The sequence below is a fragment of the Bacteroidia bacterium genome, assembly GCA_041391665.1.
GTDB lineage: Bacteria > Bacteroidota > Bacteroidia > J057 > J057 > JAGQVA01.
The window spans coordinates 70,306-90,439 of sequence record JAWKNO010000002.1 but is presented as its reverse complement, the minus strand read 5'-3'; the positions used below and the strand labels follow the sequence as shown (position 1 = coordinate 90,439).

The following is a 20,134-nucleotide window of genomic DNA, read 5'->3' as shown; positions in this document are numbered from 1 at the left end:
TAAATGGAAGAACAACTTCTCAAAATCATTGACAATCTGGCTATCGGCAAAATCGCAGCCATAGGAATTGGAATTGTCGCTATCTGGCTAATCATCAGAGTAGTACAGAAAAACCTGTTTTCCAAAATCAAGGACAACGACAACCGGTACCGCGCAAAAAAACTCAGTAATTTTACCGGCTATGCTTTGACCATTATTTTATTCACGATTGTATACAGCGATAAACTGGGCGGATTTACTGTTGCATTAGGCGTCGCCGGGGCAGGAATCGCTTTTGCTTTACAGGAAGTTATTGCCTCATTTGCGGGGTGGCTTACCATCATGTTTGGGGGATTTTACAAATCGGGAGACCGCGTGCAGTTAGGCGGAATCACAGGTGATGTGATGGATATTGGAATTCTGCGAACTACTATTATGGAAACCGGTCAGTGGGTGAGCGGAGATTTGTACAATGGCCGAATCGTACTGATTGCCAACAGTTTCGTATTCAAAGAACCAGTGTTTAATTATTCAGGTGAATTTCCTTTTCTATGGGATGAGGTAAAAATTCCAATCCAGTTTGGCAGCAATTATGAAAAAGCAAGGGAAATTATCATTCAGGCCGGAAAAGATATTGCGGGCGATTTGTCTGAAAAATCCCGGGAAAAATGGAGCACATTGCAAAACAAGTATCGGCTGGAGGATGCACAAACAGAACCAATGGTTTCGCTTGTTGCCAACGACAATTGGGTGGAATACACCCTTCGGTACGTAGTGGGATACAAAAAAAGAAGAGCGACCAAAACCGAACTTTTCCTCAGACTTCTAAAAGAAATTGAAGCGACGAATGGAGAAATTAAATTTGCTTCTGCAACTTTCCAGTTAGTCGATTTGCCTGAAGTGAACGTAAAAGTGCAGCAGGCGCCGAAATAATTCAACGCCTGCTTCTTCTTATATTACATTTTTGCAGCAGCAGCCAGAATATCTGTCAGTCTGCGGGCAACGGTTCTTTCTTCACCCGGATTGAGCATCCAGGTTGTAATACCAATAGACTCATTATCGCCTACGGTCTCGATGGAAGGATGTCCGTTTTGTAAGGCTGCACGGGCATCCCTGGGCGTAATTTTCACCTTTGCCTGATCCCAGCTCACGCGCAGAGATGGCACATGATTGGCGATTTCCGGAACATGAATTTCCGTGGTTACCCCGGCGACCGTCTTAACCGAATCACTGATCAGTTTCACCTGCGTATCCCACATGTCCCAGTCTTTTTTATGGTCGCGGGCGAGGAAATTTTCGACAGCAATCAAAAGTCCCAGGATTTCCTCTTTGTTGACTTTATTGGTCCGGGCGACGGTATCGCCTCTTGGCGGAGCACTGAGGCGTGCAGCCTGAATCAAATCTTTGCGGCCCAGGAGTAATCCGGAACTTTGCGGACCGCGAAGACCTTTTCCGCCAGAAAATGCCACGAGATCAAAACCCATTCCGGTATATTTCCAGAGGTTTTCTACCGGAGGCACATCCGCAGCACAGTCAATAAAGGTAGGAATGCCATACTTTTTACCGATTTCGATAAATTCCTCGTGTTTTACCTGCCCGTTGGGATTGGCGTAATTGAGAAACCACATCATTGCCGTTTTCTCATTGATGGCTTTTTCCATCTCCTTGCGGGTCTCCACTTCAATCAGTTTGACCCCACAATTGCGAATCGCATGGTCATAACCCACACGGTGTGATTTCTGAATGATGACTTCACTTTTCATCCCTGTGAGGTCATTGGGGATTCGGGAAGCTTTTTCCTGATCCATGCCGGTAAGCACACCAGCCGTGCCCAGAGTAATTGCAGAAGCTGCACCGGCTGTAACCATAGCTGCTTCACATTTGAGCAGGCTTGCCAGGCGTTCACCTACACGGTCCTGGAGTTCATCCAGATTCACATACTGAAGGGAAGCGAAGGATATAGCGTCCAGAACTCCTTCACGATACAGAGAGCCTGTCATCGCTGTATAGGTGCCCGCAGCATTGATAAACGTGCGGATTCCCAGTTCTTTAAAATAGTCCCTCGCAAATGTTTTTACAGGTTCTGCCGGGCTGGCATATAGTGCTGCGCCGCCGAAAAAACCACCTACAAATGGCAATGCTGCCATTTTTTTTAGAATTTCTCTTCTGTTTGCCATAATCAGGAAACTATTTAAGGGATGCGATACAGTCAATTTCTACCAAAGAGTCGCCAGGTACGCCGCCATAAGTGGCCACAGTAGTACGCACAGGCGGTTTGTCGCCAAAACGTCCGCGATACACTTCGTTCATCCCATGATAATCATTGAGGTCATGAAGATATACATTGACTTTCAGCACCTTATCCATGGAAGAACCATTTTTCTTCAGCTCTTTTTCCAGCTCGTTTAATACATGATCTGTATGAGACTTGATATCGCCTTCAAAATGCGCCCCTTTGCCGGCGATAAACAGCAGATCGCCAAAAGCTACTGCACCGGAAAACAAGGGTTTGTCCTGATGATACGTAATATCTGAAGCGATTTTTTCTTTGGGAGCATTACTGACCGCAGCACTTACAGCACCAAAGCCAAATACGCCGGCAAGTGTTGCACCAATTTTGCGAAATGCCGAGCGGCGGGATGTTGTTGATTCCATAGGAATTGAATTATTGGGTTATATAAAAAATAATATAATTGGCTAATTATCAGGGTTTCCAGATCGGACTGGCAATACCGTTAAGGTCATATACGACGTCTCCTTCTCTGACGGTAAGTTCACATATCAGTTTGGAGTCGCCTTTGTATTTAAATCCTTTTACATCGATGAAACCAAAGTCGCCTTTCTGAAGATTCAGTACAGCAATATCTGCGGGTGCGCCCGGGCTAAGATTGCCCAGCTCAGGCCGGTGAATGATATTGGCAGGATTCCAGGTTGACATCTCCACGACTTCCTGAACCGAAAGGCCCAGCGCGAGGAATTTGGACATAATATTGGTCATATCCTTCATCCCGCCATTCATGCTGCCAGTGTGAAGGTCGCTGCTGATGGAATTGGGCTTAAATCCCTGCTGTACGCCGGGTACAGCCTGTTCCCAAAGAAAACTTCCGCCTCCGTGCCCGACATCAAAAATGATCCCTTTTTTCTGTGCTTCCAGCACAAATGGGCGCAATTTTCCTTTGTCGTCCACCACAGCTTCACGTCCTCCTACATGGCCATAACAATGCGTAAAAATATCGCCCGGGCGAAACACTTCCATGTATAGCTTTTCGATCGAAAGCGGGGGTTGTGCACTTCCGAAGTCCACCATCACGGGAATATCGGCGAGTTTGCCTGCCTCCACTGCGCGCTCGGCGGGGGTCCAGTCATGCCCCACGTAATGAGCCAGCTTAATGCCGACAATGTATTCGGGATATTGCCGGGCAATCATCGCCGTAAGCTTGGGATCCATATCGGCGAGATCCTGCTCGCGGGGCCCTCCCGACATGCCGTCTCCGACGATATTGAGGAAAACCAGTACACGGGTTTTCGATTTGTCTATCGTCTGGTTTTTATAGGTAAGAAAATTGCGCCAGCCGGGGCTTCCGGCGTCCGCGACGGTAGTGACACCCGCCCGCAGGGTAAATCCGTCCGGAGGAAGGGCTGTATAGCTGTTTCTCAGGTATCGATCCTCTTCTGTTCCCCAGAAATTGTGCGTATGGATGTCAATCAGGCCAGGGGTAACATACAGACCTTTGGCATCTACCACTTTTTTAGCTTTGCCAGCATCGATATTTTTCTCCACACGGAGAATTTTTCCGTCGGCAATAGCCACATCCATGATCTGGTCGATTTTATTTTTAGGATCAATCACATGGCCACCTTTAATCAGCAGATCGATCTCCTGGGCCTGCATAGCCATGAAGGCCAGTAATAAAGCGATAACTAGTAGTGTTTTTTTCATATAGGATAAATGTTTGTGGAAAGCGGATAATATATAAAATGTAAATCAGGGTTTGTGACTCATTACCCATGAACGGCCGGGAATCTCAGCCCGAAAGGTTTCCAGACAGCCCCTGTCCTGAAGAGTAATATAACAGGATTTTCCGTCGGGTCCGCCAAAAGTAATATTGGAAGGTTTTTTTCCGGTAAGCGTCACCTCATGCAGCAATTCGCCCGAAGGAGAAATAATCGCCACTGTCCCCTTTCCGTGCCGGGTAATGTACAGATTCCCTTCCGCATCACAACGCATGCCGTCCATCCCGAAGTCGGGAAACTCAGTCAGCAAACGTTTATTACTGATATTGCCTTCGGGAGAAAGGTCATATACCCATACTTTGCGGGAAACACTTTCATTGACATAGAGCCTTTTTTCGTCAGGACTTACTTCTACCCCATTGGTGGTGCTCAATCCACTTTCGAGTAAAACAACCGACCCGTCAGTGTCGATTCGCCAGAGATTACCTGTACTTTCTTTCCAGTTGGGATCGCTGGCAAACAATACTCCGGCAGATGTAATGGCAATATCGTTGGGCTGATTCATGGTCGAATCGTGCGCATACACGGAAATCGCTTTGGTCGCAGGGTCGATTTTCAGAATATTATGCTGCGGATAGTCAGCAATGTACAACATTCCGGCCTGATCAATGCGGATACCATTTCCGATGCTCCCTTCCGGAAGATGGACAAACACTTCGGCTTCACCCGTTGGACTGACTTTCCCGATCGTACCCTGCTCGGCAAAGTTGACGACATAGAGATTTCCGTCTGTGTCGGCAGCAGGGCCTTCAATACCCGAAGTAAAACCACCTTCGGCAGTAAAATCGGAAGCCAGATATACCGGCGTTTTTTCTTCTTCAGGTGCTTCTGTGCACGAGCACATCCACAAAGAAGGCAATAGTAGTAGTAAGTAGCAATATTTCATGGGTTGGGATTTAGATTTCAGGTAAAAGATAGTATTTTCCTGAAAAAAACCACAACCCCAACGAAGTATCTATTATTCAAAATACTCAAATGCATCAATAATGTCGAGGTACACACCGTCAAAACCGGATGCCAATACCTTGTCCAAATAAGCATTTGCATCTCCCATTATCACTGCCTGCCAGCCTGATTCCCAATATCTTACCTTATAATTCCCCTTCCACTGAGGATTTTCTTTATCCAGCCATGAGGGGGGCGAATTTTTCCATTCTGCCTGCCAGTAATAGCGATAATCCTCGGCTTCACCTATACTCATATAGGAAATGACCAAACGTTTGCCCCCATTGGCCTTTATCTTCAGCTGTTGGATTTCTTCAGTCGTGTAGGTTTCCTCTCCGTCAAAAAAGTAATCCATAATGATAGCATCGTAATTGGTTTGCTTCAGCGCAGTGATAAATGCTGTGCGGGAAACAAAGTCCCCCGGATTGATGATATAGAGGAAATTGCGGGCCTCGCCCAGATGGTTTACCGCTCCCTGATGCTCATTGTAGGGAGAGGACGGATAATCGGGAATGACATTCAGGTCGCGCTCCGGAGCGGCAAAAGATATATATCCTTTTGCCTGATTTAATGTATAGGAGTCGTCCATTTTTTCGGGCGTGTGGCAATAGTCTGTTGTGAGAACTTCGACATTATGCTGCTCAAAAATGTCGAGAAATCCGGTCAGATAGGCCCGGTCATCTGCTTTGGTTTCCCGATTGTCGGCGTCGTAGCCGTAAAACAAATCTTCCCGGCCCGTACCGTCGATGGCGGTCAGATAATCCATGGCAGGGCTTCCTGTAGGTGTTCCGTCCAGACTGACGATCTCCTGACCGTTTTGGGGAATGATAACAAAATCAGGATTGCGGGTTTTGGCATACTGGCTGATGGCAATCACAAAGTCGCGCATTTCCTGGCGAAATTCGAGATTGTCGGGGATAGGGTTTCCACTGTCTCCACAGGCAGAAGCAAACAAAATAGTAAGGAATAGTCCGGTTATTTTTCTCATAACCGAAAAACGAATTTTTTCCCGAACTATTCTACCGATTTTTCAGCCAGCCGGTGATGCTCATGCGGGGTCTTTCAGTTTTTGAATTTTATCCAGCCAGTCTGAAAAATGTTTACAGCGGTTTTTTTGCAATTCTAATCCTTCAATTCCGGCAAGAACAGATCCCACACTTGCCTTATTCCCTTCATATTCGGGTATAAGCGAAATGATTCTTTTAGAAGGTGCCGTTGTAGCCCCTGAATTAATTTTTTCCGGATTATTTTTGTAGTCTGCGAGCAGTTTTTTTAGCTCCTCAACTTCTTTCCCGGCCTCAATATACTCTAATAGCAGAACTTCGGGATTGGCCAATAGAAGGGCTTCAAATTCATGTAGTTGGATATAAGGAATAAACTTATGATAGGAGATATCTTCGAAAAATGTTTTCTCCAGAAACTCAACTTTACGGTAGGGGTCCGTTATCTTAAGAGATTCTTCATATCCGGGGAAATCATTTGGGAGCGCATATAAATCAAACATGGTAGTAAAAAAAGGCTGTCTTACCTTTTCTTCTGCCATCCATCGAAGAAGATCATTTTTTGCACGGAGATAACTGGAAAGCCCTCCCTTTTTATTCTTTTTTCGGCTTGTGATCACGCAACGGCTGTCCACAATTATACCCATAGGTTCGAAATATGGGAACAAGGTATGTTGGGCAAATTCCCGCTCTGCCTGACCTTCTGCAAGTATGTTCAGATAAATGTAATCTTTCATGGCTGCCCCCCAATCACATTTTTCTCCCATAATTCGCTCAGACTATACTCTTCCAGCCATGCATGAAGTTTATCTGCACTTTTCCTTTCAAAAGTAGTAGAGTCAGTAACGTGATTTCTTTCTACAATTACGAGATTATCCAAATCAAATTCATCTACAAGCCCTGGCGACTGGGTTGCAATTACAATCTGGACATGTTTTCCCGCTGATTTTACCATGCCTGCAAAATAAGCAATCGCAGAAGGATGAAGTCCTAATTCCGGCTCATCCAAAATGATAACACTAGGTAATAATTTTTGAGGTTGCAGCAGTAAGGCCGCCAGGCACATAAACCGAAGCGATCCGTCTGATATTTGATGAGGCCCCATCAGGTATTGGGAGGAGCTTTTATCCCGCCAATTAAGGGTAATATAATTTTTGTTACGCTCGCCAGGTGTTAAATCAAAATCGCCAAACTGAGGCATTACCTTCTGGACATAACGAACAATTCTTTCGTAATAAGGCAAAGTCTCCGGGTTATCTTTAAGTCTGAAAAGAAAAGCAGCCAGATTCCCACCGTCGCTATTCAGATAATGATTATCCTCAATATAGCCCTGTCCTCTCACTCTGGCATTCATGGAGGTATCGTGGAAATGGAAGACCCGACAGTTGCGAAGCAATTTTAATATAACCGAAGCTGTTTGCCTGTTATTTTGACTCTCTGTTGGCCTTTTTACATATTCCAGTAAATCAGACTCTCTTACCCCTGGATTGAGTTGTAAGATATGGGGCTTGCGGGAAGCAGGCTGATAAGAAATAAGCTCTTCTGTAAAAATCAAAATATCTCCTGCAGCATGGGAAAGCCGGAACATATACTGATCATTAACATCCTCGCCTTCAAACTTTATTTGGGCAAATATTTCGCGTGTTTTCTTACTGCCAAAATATAAGAAGGAATCTGCATACCCTCGCTCAGCAATAAAATTCTGTAAAGCGCCTGTCATCATATAATTCAGCATGCTGAAAAAAGAGACCAAGTTACTTTTTCCGGCACCATTTGCACCCAGTAAAATGGTAATATCCCCGAATTCCAGCGATGTGCCGGAAATGCTGTCAATAGACTTGTAGCCTTGCAGGTGGATTGACTTTAATTTCATCGCGCCAAATTCAGATTAGGTTTCCACTTGTAAAAATAAAGATTTTTTATATCCCTCCCCCTACCGATTTTTCAGCCAGCCGGTGATACTCATGCGGGTTCTTTTGGCTTCTAGCACTTCGTGCTCAATTTCGTGTGCTCTGAAAAATACGGATCTGCCGCCGATGGGGCTGATTTTTTCTTCTTTTTCGGTGTAAAGCACAAGTTGACCGCCGTCATCGTCTTGCCAGTCTTCATTGAGGTAGGTAATCAATGAAAATATACGGCCCGAATCGGAGCGAAACTGATCCTTGTGGCGGCGGTAAAAACTCCCTTCCTGATACAACGCGTAGTGAAATTCAAAACTACGGATACCGGTATAGCAGGTATAGTTGAGATATTGCACAAAATCTTTTACCTGCCTGAGGAATTTACGTTCAGTCTCATTGGCAGTCTCGTCGTCAATCCAGGAAATAAGATCGCTACGCACCGACTTATTGCGGTGCAATACATTGCGGTTGCCGACACCCGCTTCATGCATCTGCCCTTTTTTATATCTTTCGAGTAAATGGCTTCGGAGGGAGACAACCGTTGACGGATCAATAAAATGATCCACCATTCCATAACCCTGATCGAGAATCCCTTGAACCAATGGCTCGTACGGGTCCTGCATAGGTTTTTTTATAAAGTACTAAAACTCAGCACTCTTAGGGGCACGGGGGAATGGGATCACATCCCGGATATTTCCCATACCCGTTACAAACAAAATCATCCTTTCAAAGCCCAGTCCGAAGCCGGCATGCGGAGCCGTACCAAACTGCCTGAGCTCGAGGTACCACCAAAGGTCATGGGCGGGAATGTGCATTTCTTCCATACGGTTTTTGAGCACATCCAACCTTTCTTCCCGCTGGGAGCCACCGATCAATTCACCGATACCCGGAAACAGGACATCCATGGCGGCAACCGTTTTGCCGTCAGGATTGACTTTCATGTAAAAAGCTTTAATATCTTTTGGGTAGTCCCGGACAATCACGGGGCAGTTAAATTCTTTTTCCACGAGGTAACGCTCGTGCTCTGCCTGAAGGGCTTTGCCCCATGCAACCGGGTATTCAAACTGACCTTTTTTATAGGGTTTGGACTGGAGAAGAATATCAATTGCTTCTGTATAGGTAATTCTTTTAAAGTCATTTTCCGTAACAAAACGCAGAGTATCGAGCAATCCCATCGGGCGGCGGTCCTGCGCTTTCATATTTTTTTCTTCCTCTGCGACTCGTTTGTCGAGAAAATCGAGATCATCGGCGCAGTGTTCCATGGCATAACGGATAACATATTTTACAAAATCCTCGGCCAGGTCCATGTTCTCGTTGATTTCGATAAAAGCCACTTCCGGTTCGATCATCCAGAACTCCGCCAGGTGGCGGGTAGTATTGGAGTTTTCAGCCCGGAAAGTAGGACCAAATGTATATACCTTGCCCAATGCCATAGCGCCAACTTCTGCTTCCAGCTGCCCGGATACAGTGAGGTTCGTTTCTTTTGCAAAAAAATCCTCTTTCCAGTTGATTTCTCCCGATTCCGTACGGGGCGGATTTTCCAGGGGAAGCGTAGTCACCCGAAACATTTCGCCCGCACCTTCCGCATCACTCCCCGTAATGATGGGCGTATGCATATAAAAAAACCCGCGATCATTAAAATATTTGTGGACAGCAAAAGCCAGCGCATGGCGGATACGAAACACCGCACTAAAAGTATTGGTGCGCATGCGCAGGTGCGCTTTTTCCCTTAAAAATTCCAGGCTGTGTTTTTTGGGCTGCATCGGGTAAATAGCCGGATCAGCATTGCCAAGAATGGTAATTTTTTCAGCCAGTACTTCAACGCTCTGGCCTTTGCCCTGAGAGGCTACGAGTTTACCGGAGATTTCCAACGCTGTACCCGTGTTGATACTTTTGAGCGTAGCTTCGTCAAAATCGTCAAACTCAACGACAATCTGGATATTATTAATTGTAGAGCCATCATTTAAAGCGATAAACCGATTGCTGCGAAAAGTGCGTACCCAGCCTTTAATGAGTACCGTTTGGTTTTCAGGGGCGGTTGTCAACAGGTGTTTGATTTCTGTCGCCTTCATGATGAGTCTCTCGTTATTGGTTAATAAAAAAAATCAGGACGCAAAGTTGCGTCCTATATCGTTATCAGTCAAGTTGTAATCGTGATTATTAGACCGGAAGAAAAGAAAGAATCGTTACTCCTGATCAGAGATGATAAACACATCTTCACCCGGACGTTTCATATAGTACTTTTCCCGGGCATAACGCTCCAACTCTTCCATATTACTAAACAGCTGGTCTGTCTGATAGTCAATTTTTTCAATTGCTTCCCGGTAATGTTGTTCATCTGCTGCCAGTACCCGGATTTGTTCGGCCATGCGATATTGGGAGATCAGATTATACCGGTCAAAGAATATCATCCATACGGCAGCAAATACGAACACCAGAAAATACTTGGAGGTAAGTACGCCTGTTACTCTGGTAAATATCTGCTTAAAAAATTGCGCATGAATACTCATAGAACAAATATATACTCCATCATTCAGGATGCAAAAGATTTTTTAAAATAATTATACACAATTTGATAAATATATTCTTTTTTTGATCAAATACGTTACAACTGAAAACCTTTAATTTCTAACCTCATGTGTTTTTTGCGATTTTTTGCAGCGCTAATCTTCTTTTATGCCAGTACGGGTTTGGCTCAGGATAGCTTAAAATTTCGAAACGGGACATTATATGTTGGGGAGGTGAGCAATCTGAAACCCAATGGAAAAGGCGTTTTCCTGACACCAAAACTCGATACGATCTACTATGGACATTATGTCGACGGGAGAAAATCGGGCGATGGCAAATACTTTTTTTCCAACGGGAATATCTATTCGGGGGAATGGACAGATGACCGCATGGAAGGAAAGGGAAAAATTGTTTTTTCAAATGGCGATGTCTATGAGGGGGATTGGAAAAACGACCGCCGGCATGGGTACGGTGTTTACAAATATTCCAACGGGGATGTGTATGAAGGAAATTTTATCGACGGCATGCGCCATGGCACGGGTAATTTTACCTCAACCGCAAAGTCTTATGTGGGAGAATGGCAAAATGGCCTGATGCATGGCAAAGGCATCGAAACCATCCGATCGAGCGATCATACAGAAGAATACAACGGAGAATTTGTCAACGGCAAGTATCAGGGATACGGCTCATGGCAGCATAATAAGGACAGTATTGTGACTGGATACGAAGGCAACTGGGCCGAGGGCAAGCGTATGGGTCAGGGTATCTACATCATCAAAGGTCGTAGAATAGAAGGGGTCTGGGAAGAAAATGCGCCTTCAGGGACTGGCCCTACAGGCAATGGCTCCTGCACCACGGAAGAAGGTACTTACGAAGGACAATTTTCCCGGGGATTTTTTAATGGAATAGGCACCATGCGCTACAACAATGGGGATGTATATGAGGGAGACTGGGTTCGGGGCCAAAAACAAGGATTTGGGAAATATTCCTATGCTGACAAGCGCATATATGAAGGCGAATGGCATATGGACCAGTACAATGGCAAAGGTACCATCACCCAACCGGACGGAACGACAGCCCAGGCTACATTCCGAAACGGTAAGGTGGTGGAAGAATAGCGGTATTTTACCAGAACAGTACTTTCCGTACATCGACGAGATTCCCGCCATTGCGAATGCGCAGGAGATATGCACCGCTGGCATTTTCCCGCATCGGTATTTTTGTCTCTGTCTGCTGCCAGTTGAGCGGGGCCAGATAGATCAGCCTGCCCTGCATGTCAAACAGTTCCAATGTTCCATCTTTCCTGTAATCAATCAGGTTATAGGTAATCGTAACCGTGCCTGAAAATTTGTCTACCCAGGACTCCCCGGAAGATCCTTTGGGAGGGATCGCGCCTACCGTAGGCCATGCGCAATAATCGGTGAATGTTTCCAGATCGTTGATATTGTAGGAAAAACCAAACATTCCGCCACCAGATTGCGGAATTCCCACGGAGGTGCGGTTCAGGACAGAGGACTTGCTCAGAAAAATATCAAATCCGGCCGCACAGGTATTGTATTCTTCACTGAGAATACCCAATGCGGCATCTGCCCGCACAGCAATTAATCTGCGTAGATTTACTACCCCTTGCAGAGACTGGGTAAAATTCCCCACAGCCACAAAATCTTTTCTCCCGGGAAAATACGCAATGTCTTCCAGTGTTTCATCGCGGTCGTAATCCGTGATTTCTGTGAGGTTGCTATAATTGTGCGACCAGATGACTTTTCCAAAAGAATCTGTTTTTAGCACAAATCCCCTTTTACGCCCGGTTACCGGCAAGGTAAAAGTGCCTGCAACCAGAAAACCGGCATCCTTGCCAGAGTTTTCATCTGCATAAGTAGTAATCCCATTTCCGATTAAAGATGCCCCGCTTGCCGATTCGTACTTATTGTAAAACAACAGGCCGCCCATATCATCTACACCCATGATATACATAAAAGATTCTCCGGTTGTGGCGGTCGCAAGACCTGTAATGGCAAAATACCCATCCGAATGCCAGACAATATCGCGAGGTTCATTGGTCATCATATTATCAGAGAAAGAATACGACCAGACTTTTCCCAGATTTTTGTCGAGGCGGAGCAAGAGCGCCTGCGGGGAAAATTCGTCATAGACCCCCAAAGCCAGGAAACCACCATCAGGAGCCCCGATAATCTTTACCGGGCGGTCTGTAGTAGCAGTATTGAGCGTAACACTGCCTGTCGCAGCGCCTTTGGCATTCAGGCGATTGACCATCATATCCGTGTTGGGTTTTGCACTGCCGACGGGACCAGAAAGTGTGAGGATGGATTCATCCGCATCGTTGTAGATCACAGATTCAAAACTATAGTTTGACTGCATGCGGGACCAGAGTTCTACCCCTTTAGCATTAAGCATCGTGAGGGTTCGTTCACTCCCTCCCCCCAGAAAGACGTTCTGAACGCTTGCCCCGCCGACATAGTAGTTGCCATTGGGATCGATGGCGACAGAGCGCCCCACTACCCCATTTGTGCCATTGGGAAAATTGGTGTAAAGCAGACGGGAAAGCAGGATCTGGCCGGTATTGTCAGCTCTCATCAGAAAAGCACCGGCAGAAAAGAGGGGCGCAGAAGCTTTAAAATCACCGGTCATGACATATTCAGATGTGCCGGGAATGGCAATCACTTCATGTACCGAAAATTTCATGGGATCCGCATTGCCGCGAAGATCCGTATAGCTTTTAAAGGATTGTGCAGAAGCAGAAGGAGATAAAAAGTAAATCAGGAGTATTAAACAGGTAGTAAAAACACCCTGCCAACCCGATAAAGATGGGCTGTTAAATGGCCGGTTCATAGCATATATTTTTAGGTTCATAACTGCATTAATTCACGCAGTAAATTTTCCTAAAATACATTATTTAAAAAATACTATTTACCGTAAATACTGACACAAAAATATTACGATACATCGACACTATTGCCCGGTTCTTACATTTTTGAGAAAGAGGTGGTTCATCGGATTTCCGGTCAATCCCGTAATACCAGACCGGAGCAGGCGGAAACTTCTGTCGTAGTACAGAACGATTACCGGCGATTGTGCCATCATGAGATTTTCCATCTGCTGGTATATAGTGGCGCGGGCGCTGTCATTGGTTTCGGTCATGGCCAGGCGGTATAGTTGGTCAAAACGAGGTGAACCAAAGTGTGTGGTATTGGGTCCGTCAGGTGCAAAGTTGGGTGAATAGAACAGCGAAAGATAATTTTCACCATCGGGGTAGTCCGCAATCCAGCTGGCCCGCCAGAAATGGATCCTTGTATTGTAGATTTCTTTCCTGAGTGCTCCGCCCTGGAGATTCTGAATTTCGAGTTTTACGCCAATGTCTTCCAGCGATTTTTGAATAAACTCCGAAATATGGGCATATTTGGCGGTGGAGTTGAGCACCAAAGGCGGCAGTCCCTTACCGTCGGGAAATCCTGCTTCAGCCAGCAGGCTTCGGGATTTTGCCGGGTCAAAAGCATAGCCCGGAACTTTTGCAGGGTCAAATCCCGGCATACCATTGGGGATAAAGCCCGAATTGCCGGGGTATCCCATTCCATTTAGCAAATATTTGACCAGCCTTTCCCGGTCAATGGCATAATTGAGTGCCTGACGTACCCGCACATCCCGCAGGGGATGCTCTTTCAAAAGCGCTAATGTAGTATCGATCTGAATTCCAAGATATTCGGTATTGAGCTGAGGGCTCAGTACGACCTGGTATTTTTCACTGTAAGCGGGTTTTACGGTTCCATCGGGGTTGAGCACTTCATCTTTATAAGCGTTGTCGAGGTCTCCGATAAAATCGAGTTTTCCCTGAATAAACTCTATAAAAGCAGAAAGCCTGCTGGGAATAAATTTTACGCTCACGGCATCCAGATAAGGCAGTTTTTGTCCATTCTCCGATTCGAAGTAAAAGGGATTTTTATGAAGAATCAGCTGATTTCCTTCTTTCCAGCGGTAAAAACGAAAGGGCCCTGTGCCGACAGGGTGACTGCGAAAATCATCTCCATAAAAATCGACGACTTCTTTGGGAACCACATATCCGTAAGGCATCGCCAGCAAACCCGGAAATGGCGGAAATGGCCGGTTGAGGCGAATCACAAACGTACTATCGTCGGGAGCAGCAAAACCAGAAATAGATGCCGCTGCGCCCGATTCATAAGCTTCAAGGCCTTCAATTTTTCCAGAAAATATCCACTTTCCGGTAGAGGCTGTTTGGGGATCACAAATACGGGTAAAGGAATAAACAAAGTCCCTGGCATTGACCACTCGCGTACTGTCAGGGCCAAACGCCGGATGTTGATGAAAAAAAACATCGCTTCGAAGGGAAAACCGGTATTCTTTTCCACTATCGGCGATTACCCAACTTTGGGCGATAGCGGGTTGCACAACCAGGGCACTATCCAGGCTGATTAAACCGTTAAATAACTGAGCAGTCATCCAGATGGGTGCCCGGCTTCGGGCATAGGCAGGATCCAGCGTATTGAGTCCTTCGTCCAGATTCATCCGGAAAACCTGCTTATCCACATGGTTATCCACAGCATTTCCACAACTTATCCACATAAGTGGGCAAAAAATTGAGGTTATGCACAGGAATATTATGGTTCGGTGGATTTCTCTTTGGTACAATGTCTTATATTTGTGTCGTCCAAAGATAGGATAATATGGGAAAAATTATTTGTCTCGCCAATCAAAAAGGTGGTGTAGGGAAAACCACCACTGCCATCAACCTCGCAGCCAGTCTGGCCGCGCTGGAGTACAAAACGCTTTTGGTGGATACAGATCCACAAGCCAATGCTTCGAGCGGTGTAGGTACAGATATGGAACAATCTGAGGAAAGTATCTACAGTTGTATGCTCTCTTACCTTCCCGAAGAAGATGGAGAGATCAACAGTGAGGATATGGTCCATATCAGGGACATTATCATTGAGACGGAATTTCCGAATCTTCACCTCGTCCCTTCCAATGACAACCTCGCAGGCGCAGAAGTAGAAATTGTGGAAGAAGGCAACCGCGAATACCTCATGAAGCAGGTACTTGCAGAAGTGAAGGATGAATACGATTTTATTATTCTGGACTGCTCTCCTTCTCTTGGGCTCATTACGATCAATGCGCTTACTGCCGCCGACTCCGTCATCATCCCTGTACAATGTGAATATTTTGCACTGGAAGGATTGGCAAAACTCCTGAACACCATTCGCCTGATTCAGCAGGGACTCAATCCTGATCTGGAAATTGAAGGTATCCTCCTCACAATGTACGACCCTCGTCTCAACCTCTCCAATCAGGTAATTGAAGATGTGCAACGCCACTTTCAACACCTGGCATTCCAGACGGTTATTCACCGCAATACCCGCCTGAGTGAGGCACCTTCCTACGGACTTCCGGTACTGGCTTTTGATGCCCGCAGCAAAGGTGCCATCAACTATGTCAATCTGGCTAAAGAAATTCTGGAAAAGAACGAGCTTCCGCTTACCAAACAAAACGTGGCCGTTCCTAATTGATTCCGGCACATAACGATGCCCTATTGATGGGTGTCAAACTGAATGGAAATCGCTGCTCTCGGTACGTTATAGTAGGTCGTGCCGCCAACATAACTTTTCCAACCGGGATTGACCGTATAGTAAACGCCCGCACCCAGCGAAACCGGAAGGTTTTTTAACGGGTATAATACTTTCACTCCCGCCTCCAGCATCGTGCCAAAACCGGCATCGGTGTCTCCCATAAGTTCGTCTTCCCACTCACTCACTCTTCTCCCATCGGGTGTGATGCGGTTCTCTCCTGTCAGAAAATAACCTGCACCCATAAACCCTGCACTCACCGGGATCTCCAGCGTGAGTTTTCCAACCGGAAATACAGGGGCTGCCATTGCCCCGAATGCGCCGTGGTCTGATCGCAACTGAAGCGTGGTTTGCCCTTTATAATTGACTCCCTCTGGCAATACCAACGGGAAAGTATGTGGATTGACCGGTCCGCTTCGTGAAAAATAATTTACGCCTACCTTCAGGTGGTTGTGCAATAAAAGCAGTCCTCCCGTCCAACCTACGGTGCGACCGATATCGTCATTGTGAAACATAACACCCGCCTCCGCACTAAAAAACCAGCCTGCCTTTGGCGGTGTTTCTGTCTGGGCAAATATCATCGTACTTGTCAAAAGAAAGATATAGACTAAAATGATGGATTTCATAAGATTAGATTTTGATTAAGTGGAGAAATGAATACCGTAGGTACATAAGTTCAGGGGTTAAGCACATGCGCATTTGAAGCTTTAGCGCCAATATTCCAGCGCAATCCCGCAGATGCAGACCAGAAAAACTTTTCCGCATCTCCCCCGGCTCCATAGCTTGGGCCAAATGGGGATTTCGCGAAAAAGGTGAGCTGTTTGTTGATTTTCCACGTGCCTCCCAGCTGCAGTACGCCTGACTGAATCTGCTCCTCCAACACTACCGGGCGAAGCTGATAGACTACAGGCAGCAAAACGCCTGACTGGAGAGAAAACCGTTTGCTGAAAACAACCGTAACCAACAACCCCGGATCGAGAGTAAGCGCGGTGGAATTCTTAAATTCGTGGAGAAACTCAGGTGTTTCCGGCGCTTGCATAAACCGCAGGCCGGTTTTGAGCGCAAGGTCTGCCCGAAGTTTGCCCTGATTGTAGATACAATAAGTCAGGGGAATTTCGACGATGGTTACATTCGCATCACTTACTTTTCGTGCATCAATAAACCGGTAGCGATATTCTCCCGAAAAAACACTTACACCAGCACGGAACCGCGCCCCAAATGCATGGTGTAAAGCCGCCGAGCCAAAATATCGGTCAGACCGGGAATGCCCAAGGGAAACGTCGAAAAGTGTACCCTGGGCAAATGTATTTACCCCGCAAAGAAATAAGCAGAGAAACAAAGTCGAGAAAAAAATTTGCTTGTGCATCTTTGGTTTCTTTAAATGGTTAAACATAACCAGACAAAGATGCAGCCCGGAATCAGCCCGGGTCATTGATTTGAGTCAAGAAAAATACAAGGCTATTTTTTCGAGAGCCTCTTACGGATACGGCTCAGCGTTTCAGGTTTTATGCCCAGATAAGAAGCGATGTAATAATGCGGGATGCGGACCAAAAGCTCCGGACGCTCTCTCAGCAATTTTTGATACCGGGTTTCGGGGTCATCCACTAATAGGGAGGCGGTTCGCATCTGGCTTCCCACCACAATATTTTCAGCCAAAAGTCTTCCAAACCGTTCCATTTGAGGAATATGGTCATATAACTTCCGCATATGCGCATAACTGATCACCGTCAGTTCGCTGTCTTCAATAGCATCTATAGACTGGGTACTGGGTTGCCGCGATACAAAACTGCCAAAAGAGCTGACAAATGCATTTTCTGTAAAAATATATCCCGTGATTTCCATTCCCTCATAGGTATTGTAAAAATACCGCATACAGCCCGTATCGATAAACCACGCGTGACGGCAAACCTCTCCCGCATGCAGGAGGATGGTTTTTTTGGGAATAACTATTTTCTCCAGGCCAGACTCTATCAAGGCCCATTGCGCTTCATCCAGCGGAATGAATTTTAAGAAATAGGATTTTATTTGTTCATACATATACCGTTATCTGTTTCGGCTAAATCTCCCATTCCACAAAATACATATCGATCATTCCCTTGTGTTTGGCTTCCACCTTCCCCCGGTAATGGCAGATAAACTGCGTTTGAACCCGTTCATAGGTGTCCTGTGAAATATTCACCCGGCCTACTTCGCCGGCGGTTTCCATTCGCGATGCAGTGTTGACCGTATCTCCCCATATATCGTATGAAAACTTGCGGATCCCCACTACCCCCGCAATGACCGGGCCCGTATGAATACCCAACCTTGCCTGAAAAAATGGCTCACCAACAGCCTGTTTACGTGCATTTTCAACTTTCATAAACTGCTGGATCTCCAAACCCGCCCTGATTGTATTTGCCGCATGGTCAGGCTCCGGCACGGGAATTCCTCCTGCACACATATAGGCGTCGCCAATGGTTTTAATTTTCTCCAACCCATACTTGTCGATGATGTGGTCAAATGCCTCAAAACAGGTGTGCAGTTCGCGAACCAATTCGCGGGGCGTCATCTGTACAGATAGTTTGGTAAATCCCTGAAAATCGACAAACATAACCGTCACTTCCTCATAACTACGGGCTTTGGCTTTCCCGTGAAGTTTGAGTTCCTCTGCTGTTTCTCTTGGAAGAATATTGAGCAACAGCTCTTCCGAACGCTCTTTTTCTTTAGCAATCACACGGTTTTTGTAAGACAACTTCCGGTTGAGCAACGTCTGAAGCCGCGAACGATAGACCATAGAGCCGCCAAAAATAGCCAGAATCAACAGCACCCCGATGATAATGACGCTATTTCTTCGAAATTTTTCATTCTGCAGTTCTGATTCTTTTTTGAGGAGATCGATCTGCTGCTGTTTTTTTTCGCTTTGATATTGAATATGCAACTGTGCAACCTGTTCACTTACCTGGGCATTGGTAACACTATCCCTGACAGCAGTTGCTTCCCGAAGATAGAAATAGGCGCGCCGAAAATCCCCCAGTGAATCATACACAGCGGCAAGGCTGGTAAGTGCATAACGCACATCGTCTTTCAGTCCGGTTTTCCGGGAGATTTCCAGGCCTTTTTCGAGATATTCGATGGCACGGAGATAACTGCCTTTTTGCATCAGCGTCGTGCCAATATCGTTGTAGCCATCGGCTAATCCTTCCTGGTCATTGAGCTTTTTCTGAATATTTATCGCCTCAAAAAAATAGTCAAGTGCCTCATTATAATTTCCCTGCCGGCGGTAAATGCTCCCTACATTATTATAGTAATCGGAGATGCCCGCCTCATCTCCCAACTCCTGATACAGAGCCAGTGACCGGACATGGGCTTCCATTGCTTTGTCATAAATTTCCTGCTTGCGCCAGGCACGACCAATAACATTATAGATATCAGCTTCCCTTTGTTTGTCTTTCAAAGCCTGGGCGATAGCCAGGGCTTTCTGGTAATTGATCAAAGCATTGGAAAAATCCAGCAGGTCAGCTTGCAAGATTCCCATACCGTAATATGATTCGGCAATGGCAACACTGTCTTTTAATCGTTCGCGAATCCGCAAAGCCACGACCATGTTATCCATCGCTTCGGGGTAGTTGGCATAACGCCAGTGCACATTAGCGATATCATAACTTGACTGGGCAAACCCCAGACTGTCCCCCAGCGAAAGATAGCGATTTCGGGCTTCCAGATGCCAGGACAAGGCATCCTGATAATTGCCCAGATACCAACTGCAGGTACCCATACGGGAATAAGCATGAGCTTCGCCAGAAACGGATCCAACAGAGTCTGCCATAGTCTGTGCAAAGACAGCTGCAGATAAAGCAGCCTGCGGATGATTGCGGCCCAGAGAATCTGAAAGTCGGTTGAGATACAGGACCGATTCTTCACTGTAGGGAAGACTGGAAAGTTTTTCAGGCAGACTGTCAGGTACAATCTGTCCCATGCCAGTAGTGATCAGCAAACTGTTACAGAAAAGAAAAAATGCAATCAGTGATTTATTCTGCCTGCGCATCAGAAAGGAGTTTTCAATTTCAACTTCGCGATAATTTCCGGATTTTGAAACCACATGTAAGAAAACTTGCCATCTAATTTATCAAAAACCACACTTACACGCCCCCATTCACCCTACACGTTTGAAAAGCATAGTTACACAGTTGTTATTTTCCCATTCACGGTTATT

At 46.0% G+C, this 20,134-nt stretch carries 19 protein-coding genes; 3 read left to right on the top strand and 16 right to left on the bottom strand.

What is annotated here, in order from left to right:
- Positions 1 to 3 precede the first annotated feature (3 nt).
- Positions 4 to 912 (top strand): mechanosensitive ion channel family protein, encoded by a 909-nt coding sequence (locus R3D00_12110; GenBank protein ID MEZ4773919.1) that lies wholly within the window; start codon positions 4 to 6, stop codon positions 910 to 912.
- Between the two features lie 23 nt (positions 913 to 935).
- On the opposite strand, the gene R3D00_12105 is transcribed toward R3D00_12110, so the two are convergent.
- From R3D00_12105 to R3D00_12060, 10 genes are all read right to left on the bottom strand, one after another.
- Positions 936 to 2,156 (bottom strand): aminotransferase class V-fold PLP-dependent enzyme, encoded by a 1,221-nt coding sequence (locus R3D00_12105; protein MEZ4773918.1) that lies wholly within the window; start codon positions 2,154 to 2,156, stop codon positions 936 to 938.
- A 10-nt stretch (positions 2,157 to 2,166) separates the two neighbouring features.
- Positions 2,167 to 2,634, bottom strand: coding sequence for a RidA family protein (locus R3D00_12100; protein ID MEZ4773917.1), 468 nt, complete (start codon positions 2,632 to 2,634; stop codon positions 2,167 to 2,169).
- Between the two features lie 49 nt (positions 2,635 to 2,683).
- Positions 2,684 to 3,919, bottom strand: a complete 1,236-nt coding sequence (locus tag R3D00_12095; protein MEZ4773916.1) for an amidohydrolase/deacetylase family metallohydrolase — start codon at positions 3,917 to 3,919, stop codon at positions 2,684 to 2,686.
- Positions 3,920 to 3,964: 45 nt separating this feature from the next.
- Positions 3,965 to 4,837, bottom strand: coding sequence for an SMP-30/gluconolactonase/LRE family protein (locus R3D00_12090; protein MEZ4773915.1), 873 nt, complete (start codon positions 4,835 to 4,837; stop codon positions 3,965 to 3,967).
- A 114-nt stretch (positions 4,838 to 4,951) separates the two neighbouring features.
- Positions 4,952 to 5,926 carry an endo alpha-1,4 polygalactosaminidase gene (locus R3D00_12085; GenBank protein MEZ4773914.1) on the bottom strand — a complete coding sequence of 325 codons (975 nt, stop codon included), beginning with the start codon at positions 5,924 to 5,926 and terminating at the stop codon, positions 4,952 to 4,954.
- Between the two features lie 60 nt (positions 5,927 to 5,986).
- Entirely contained in the window at positions 5,987 to 6,676 is a 690-nt protein-coding gene (locus tag R3D00_12080) for a DUF4276 family protein (protein MEZ4773913.1), read from the bottom strand.
- Positions 6,673 to 7,812: an AAA family ATPase gene (locus tag R3D00_12075; protein ID MEZ4773912.1), complete on the bottom strand. Its 1,140-nt coding sequence runs from the start codon at positions 7,810 to 7,812 to the stop codon at positions 6,673 to 6,675. The genes R3D00_12080 and R3D00_12075 overlap by 4 nt, the downstream gene beginning before the upstream one ends.
- A 60-nt stretch (positions 7,813 to 7,872) precedes the next feature.
- Positions 7,873 to 8,463 (bottom strand): 2OG-Fe(II) oxygenase, encoded by a 591-nt coding sequence (locus R3D00_12070; GenBank protein MEZ4773911.1) that lies wholly within the window; start codon positions 8,461 to 8,463, stop codon positions 7,873 to 7,875.
- An 18-nt stretch (positions 8,464 to 8,481) separates the two neighbouring features.
- The gene (gene asnS, locus R3D00_12065) at positions 8,482 to 9,912 is read right to left on the bottom strand and encodes an asparagine--tRNA ligase (GenBank protein MEZ4773910.1); all 1,431 of its coding nucleotides are present in this window, start codon (positions 9,910 to 9,912) and stop codon (positions 8,482 to 8,484) included.
- Positions 9,913 to 10,026: 114 nt separating this feature from the next.
- Positions 10,027 to 10,350: a septum formation initiator family protein gene (locus tag R3D00_12060; protein ID MEZ4773909.1), complete on the bottom strand. Its 324-nt coding sequence runs from the start codon at positions 10,348 to 10,350 to the stop codon at positions 10,027 to 10,029.
- Between the two features lie 135 nt (positions 10,351 to 10,485).
- On the opposite strand from R3D00_12060, the gene R3D00_12055 reads away from it, so the two are divergent.
- The gene (locus R3D00_12055) at positions 10,486 to 11,466 is read left to right on the top strand and encodes a hypothetical protein (GenBank protein ID MEZ4773908.1); all 981 of its coding nucleotides are present in this window, start codon (positions 10,486 to 10,488) and stop codon (positions 11,464 to 11,466) included.
- Positions 11,467 to 11,473: 7 nt separating this feature from the next.
- Here the strand turns inward: R3D00_12055 and R3D00_12050 are convergent, their stop codons facing one another.
- Together R3D00_12050 and R3D00_12045 are read right to left on the bottom strand one after the other, a co-directional pair.
- A complete protein-coding gene (locus R3D00_12050; GenBank protein MEZ4773907.1) occupies positions 11,474 to 13,219 on the bottom strand; it encodes a hypothetical protein in 1,746 nt (581 codons plus the stop codon).
- A gap of 99 nt (positions 13,220 to 13,318) precedes the next feature.
- A complete protein-coding gene (locus R3D00_12045; protein MEZ4773906.1) occupies positions 13,319 to 14,944 on the bottom strand; it encodes an ABC transporter substrate-binding protein in 1,626 nt (541 codons plus the stop codon).
- A 101-nt stretch (positions 14,945 to 15,045) separates the two neighbouring features.
- On the opposite strand from R3D00_12045, the gene R3D00_12040 reads away from it, so the two are divergent.
- The gene (locus R3D00_12040; GenBank protein ID MEZ4773905.1) at positions 15,046 to 15,885 is read left to right on the top strand and encodes an AAA family ATPase; all 840 of its coding nucleotides are present in this window, start codon (positions 15,046 to 15,048) and stop codon (positions 15,883 to 15,885) included.
- Positions 15,886 to 15,905: 20 nt separating this feature from the next.
- Here the strand turns inward: R3D00_12040 and R3D00_12035 are convergent, their stop codons facing one another.
- From R3D00_12035 to R3D00_12020, 4 genes are all read right to left on the bottom strand, one after another.
- The gene (locus R3D00_12035) at positions 15,906 to 16,568 is read right to left on the bottom strand and encodes a hypothetical protein (GenBank protein MEZ4773904.1); all 663 of its coding nucleotides are present in this window, start codon (positions 16,566 to 16,568) and stop codon (positions 15,906 to 15,908) included.
- Positions 16,569 to 16,618: 50 nt separating this feature from the next.
- Positions 16,619 to 17,308 carry a hypothetical protein gene (locus R3D00_12030; protein MEZ4773903.1) on the bottom strand — a complete coding sequence of 230 codons (690 nt, stop codon included), beginning with the start codon at positions 17,306 to 17,308 and terminating at the stop codon, positions 16,619 to 16,621.
- A 92-nt stretch (positions 17,309 to 17,400) separates the two neighbouring features.
- Positions 17,401 to 17,979: a Crp/Fnr family transcriptional regulator gene (locus tag R3D00_12025; protein ID MEZ4773902.1), complete on the bottom strand. Its 579-nt coding sequence runs from the start codon at positions 17,977 to 17,979 to the stop codon at positions 17,401 to 17,403.
- Between the two features lie 19 nt (positions 17,980 to 17,998).
- Entirely contained in the window at positions 17,999 to 19,966 is a 1,968-nt protein-coding gene (locus R3D00_12020; GenBank protein ID MEZ4773901.1) for an adenylate/guanylate cyclase domain-containing protein, read from the bottom strand.
- Between the last annotated feature and the right edge of the window lie 168 nt (positions 19,967 to 20,134).

Bases quoted from the DNA above. Each gene is read 5' to 3' on its own strand.
- R3D00_12105 (MEZ4773918.1), bottom strand. From the start codon at position 2,156: ATGGCAAACAGAAGAGAAATTCTAAAAAAAATGGCAGCATTGCCATTT.
- R3D00_12030 (MEZ4773903.1), bottom strand. From the start codon at position 17,308: ATGCACAAGCAAATTTTTTTCTCGACTTTGTTTCTCTGCTTATTTCTT.
- R3D00_12045 (MEZ4773906.1), bottom strand. From the start codon at position 14,944: ATGTGGATAAGTTGTGGAAATGCTGTGGATAACCATGTGGATAAGCAG.
- R3D00_12095 (MEZ4773916.1), bottom strand. From the start codon at position 3,919: ATGAAAAAAACACTACTAGTTATCGCTTTATTACTGGCCTTCATGGCT.
- R3D00_12100 (MEZ4773917.1), bottom strand. From the start codon at position 2,634: ATGGAATCAACAACATCCCGCCGCTCGGCATTTCGCAAAATTGGTGCA.
- R3D00_12090 (MEZ4773915.1), bottom strand. From the start codon at position 4,837: ATGTGCTCGTGCACAGAAGCACCTGAAGAAGAAAAAACGCCGGTATAT.
- R3D00_12060 (MEZ4773909.1), bottom strand. From the start codon at position 10,350: ATGAGTATTCATGCGCAATTTTTTAAGCAGATATTTACCAGAGTAACA.
- R3D00_12040 (MEZ4773905.1), top strand. From the start codon at position 15,046: ATGGGAAAAATTATTTGTCTCGCCAATCAAAAAGGTGGTGTAGGGAAA.
- R3D00_12020 (MEZ4773901.1), bottom strand. From the start codon at position 19,966: ATGCGCAGGCAGAATAAATCACTGATTGCATTTTTTCTTTTCTGTAAC.
- R3D00_12050 (MEZ4773907.1), bottom strand. From the start codon at position 13,219: ATGAACCTAAAAATATATGCTATGAACCGGCCATTTAACAGCCCATCT.
- asnS (MEZ4773910.1), bottom strand. From the start codon at position 9,912: ATGAAGGCGACAGAAATCAAACACCTGTTGACAACCGCCCCTGAAAAC.
- R3D00_12075 (MEZ4773912.1), bottom strand. From the start codon at position 7,812: ATGAAATTAAAGTCAATCCACCTGCAAGGCTACAAGTCTATTGACAGC.
- R3D00_12085 (MEZ4773914.1), bottom strand. From the start codon at position 5,926: ATGAGAAAAATAACCGGACTATTCCTTACTATTTTGTTTGCTTCTGCC.
- R3D00_12080 (MEZ4773913.1), bottom strand. From the start codon at position 6,676: ATGAAAGATTACATTTATCTGAACATACTTGCAGAAGGTCAGGCAGAG.
- R3D00_12110 (MEZ4773919.1), top strand. From the start codon at position 4: ATGGAAGAACAACTTCTCAAAATCATTGACAATCTGGCTATCGGCAAA.
- R3D00_12070 (MEZ4773911.1), bottom strand. From the start codon at position 8,463: ATGCAGGACCCGTACGAGCCATTGGTTCAAGGGATTCTCGATCAGGGT.
- R3D00_12035 (MEZ4773904.1), bottom strand. From the start codon at position 16,568: ATGAAATCCATCATTTTAGTCTATATCTTTCTTTTGACAAGTACGATG.
- R3D00_12025 (MEZ4773902.1), bottom strand. From the start codon at position 17,979: ATGTATGAACAAATAAAATCCTATTTCTTAAAATTCATTCCGCTGGAT.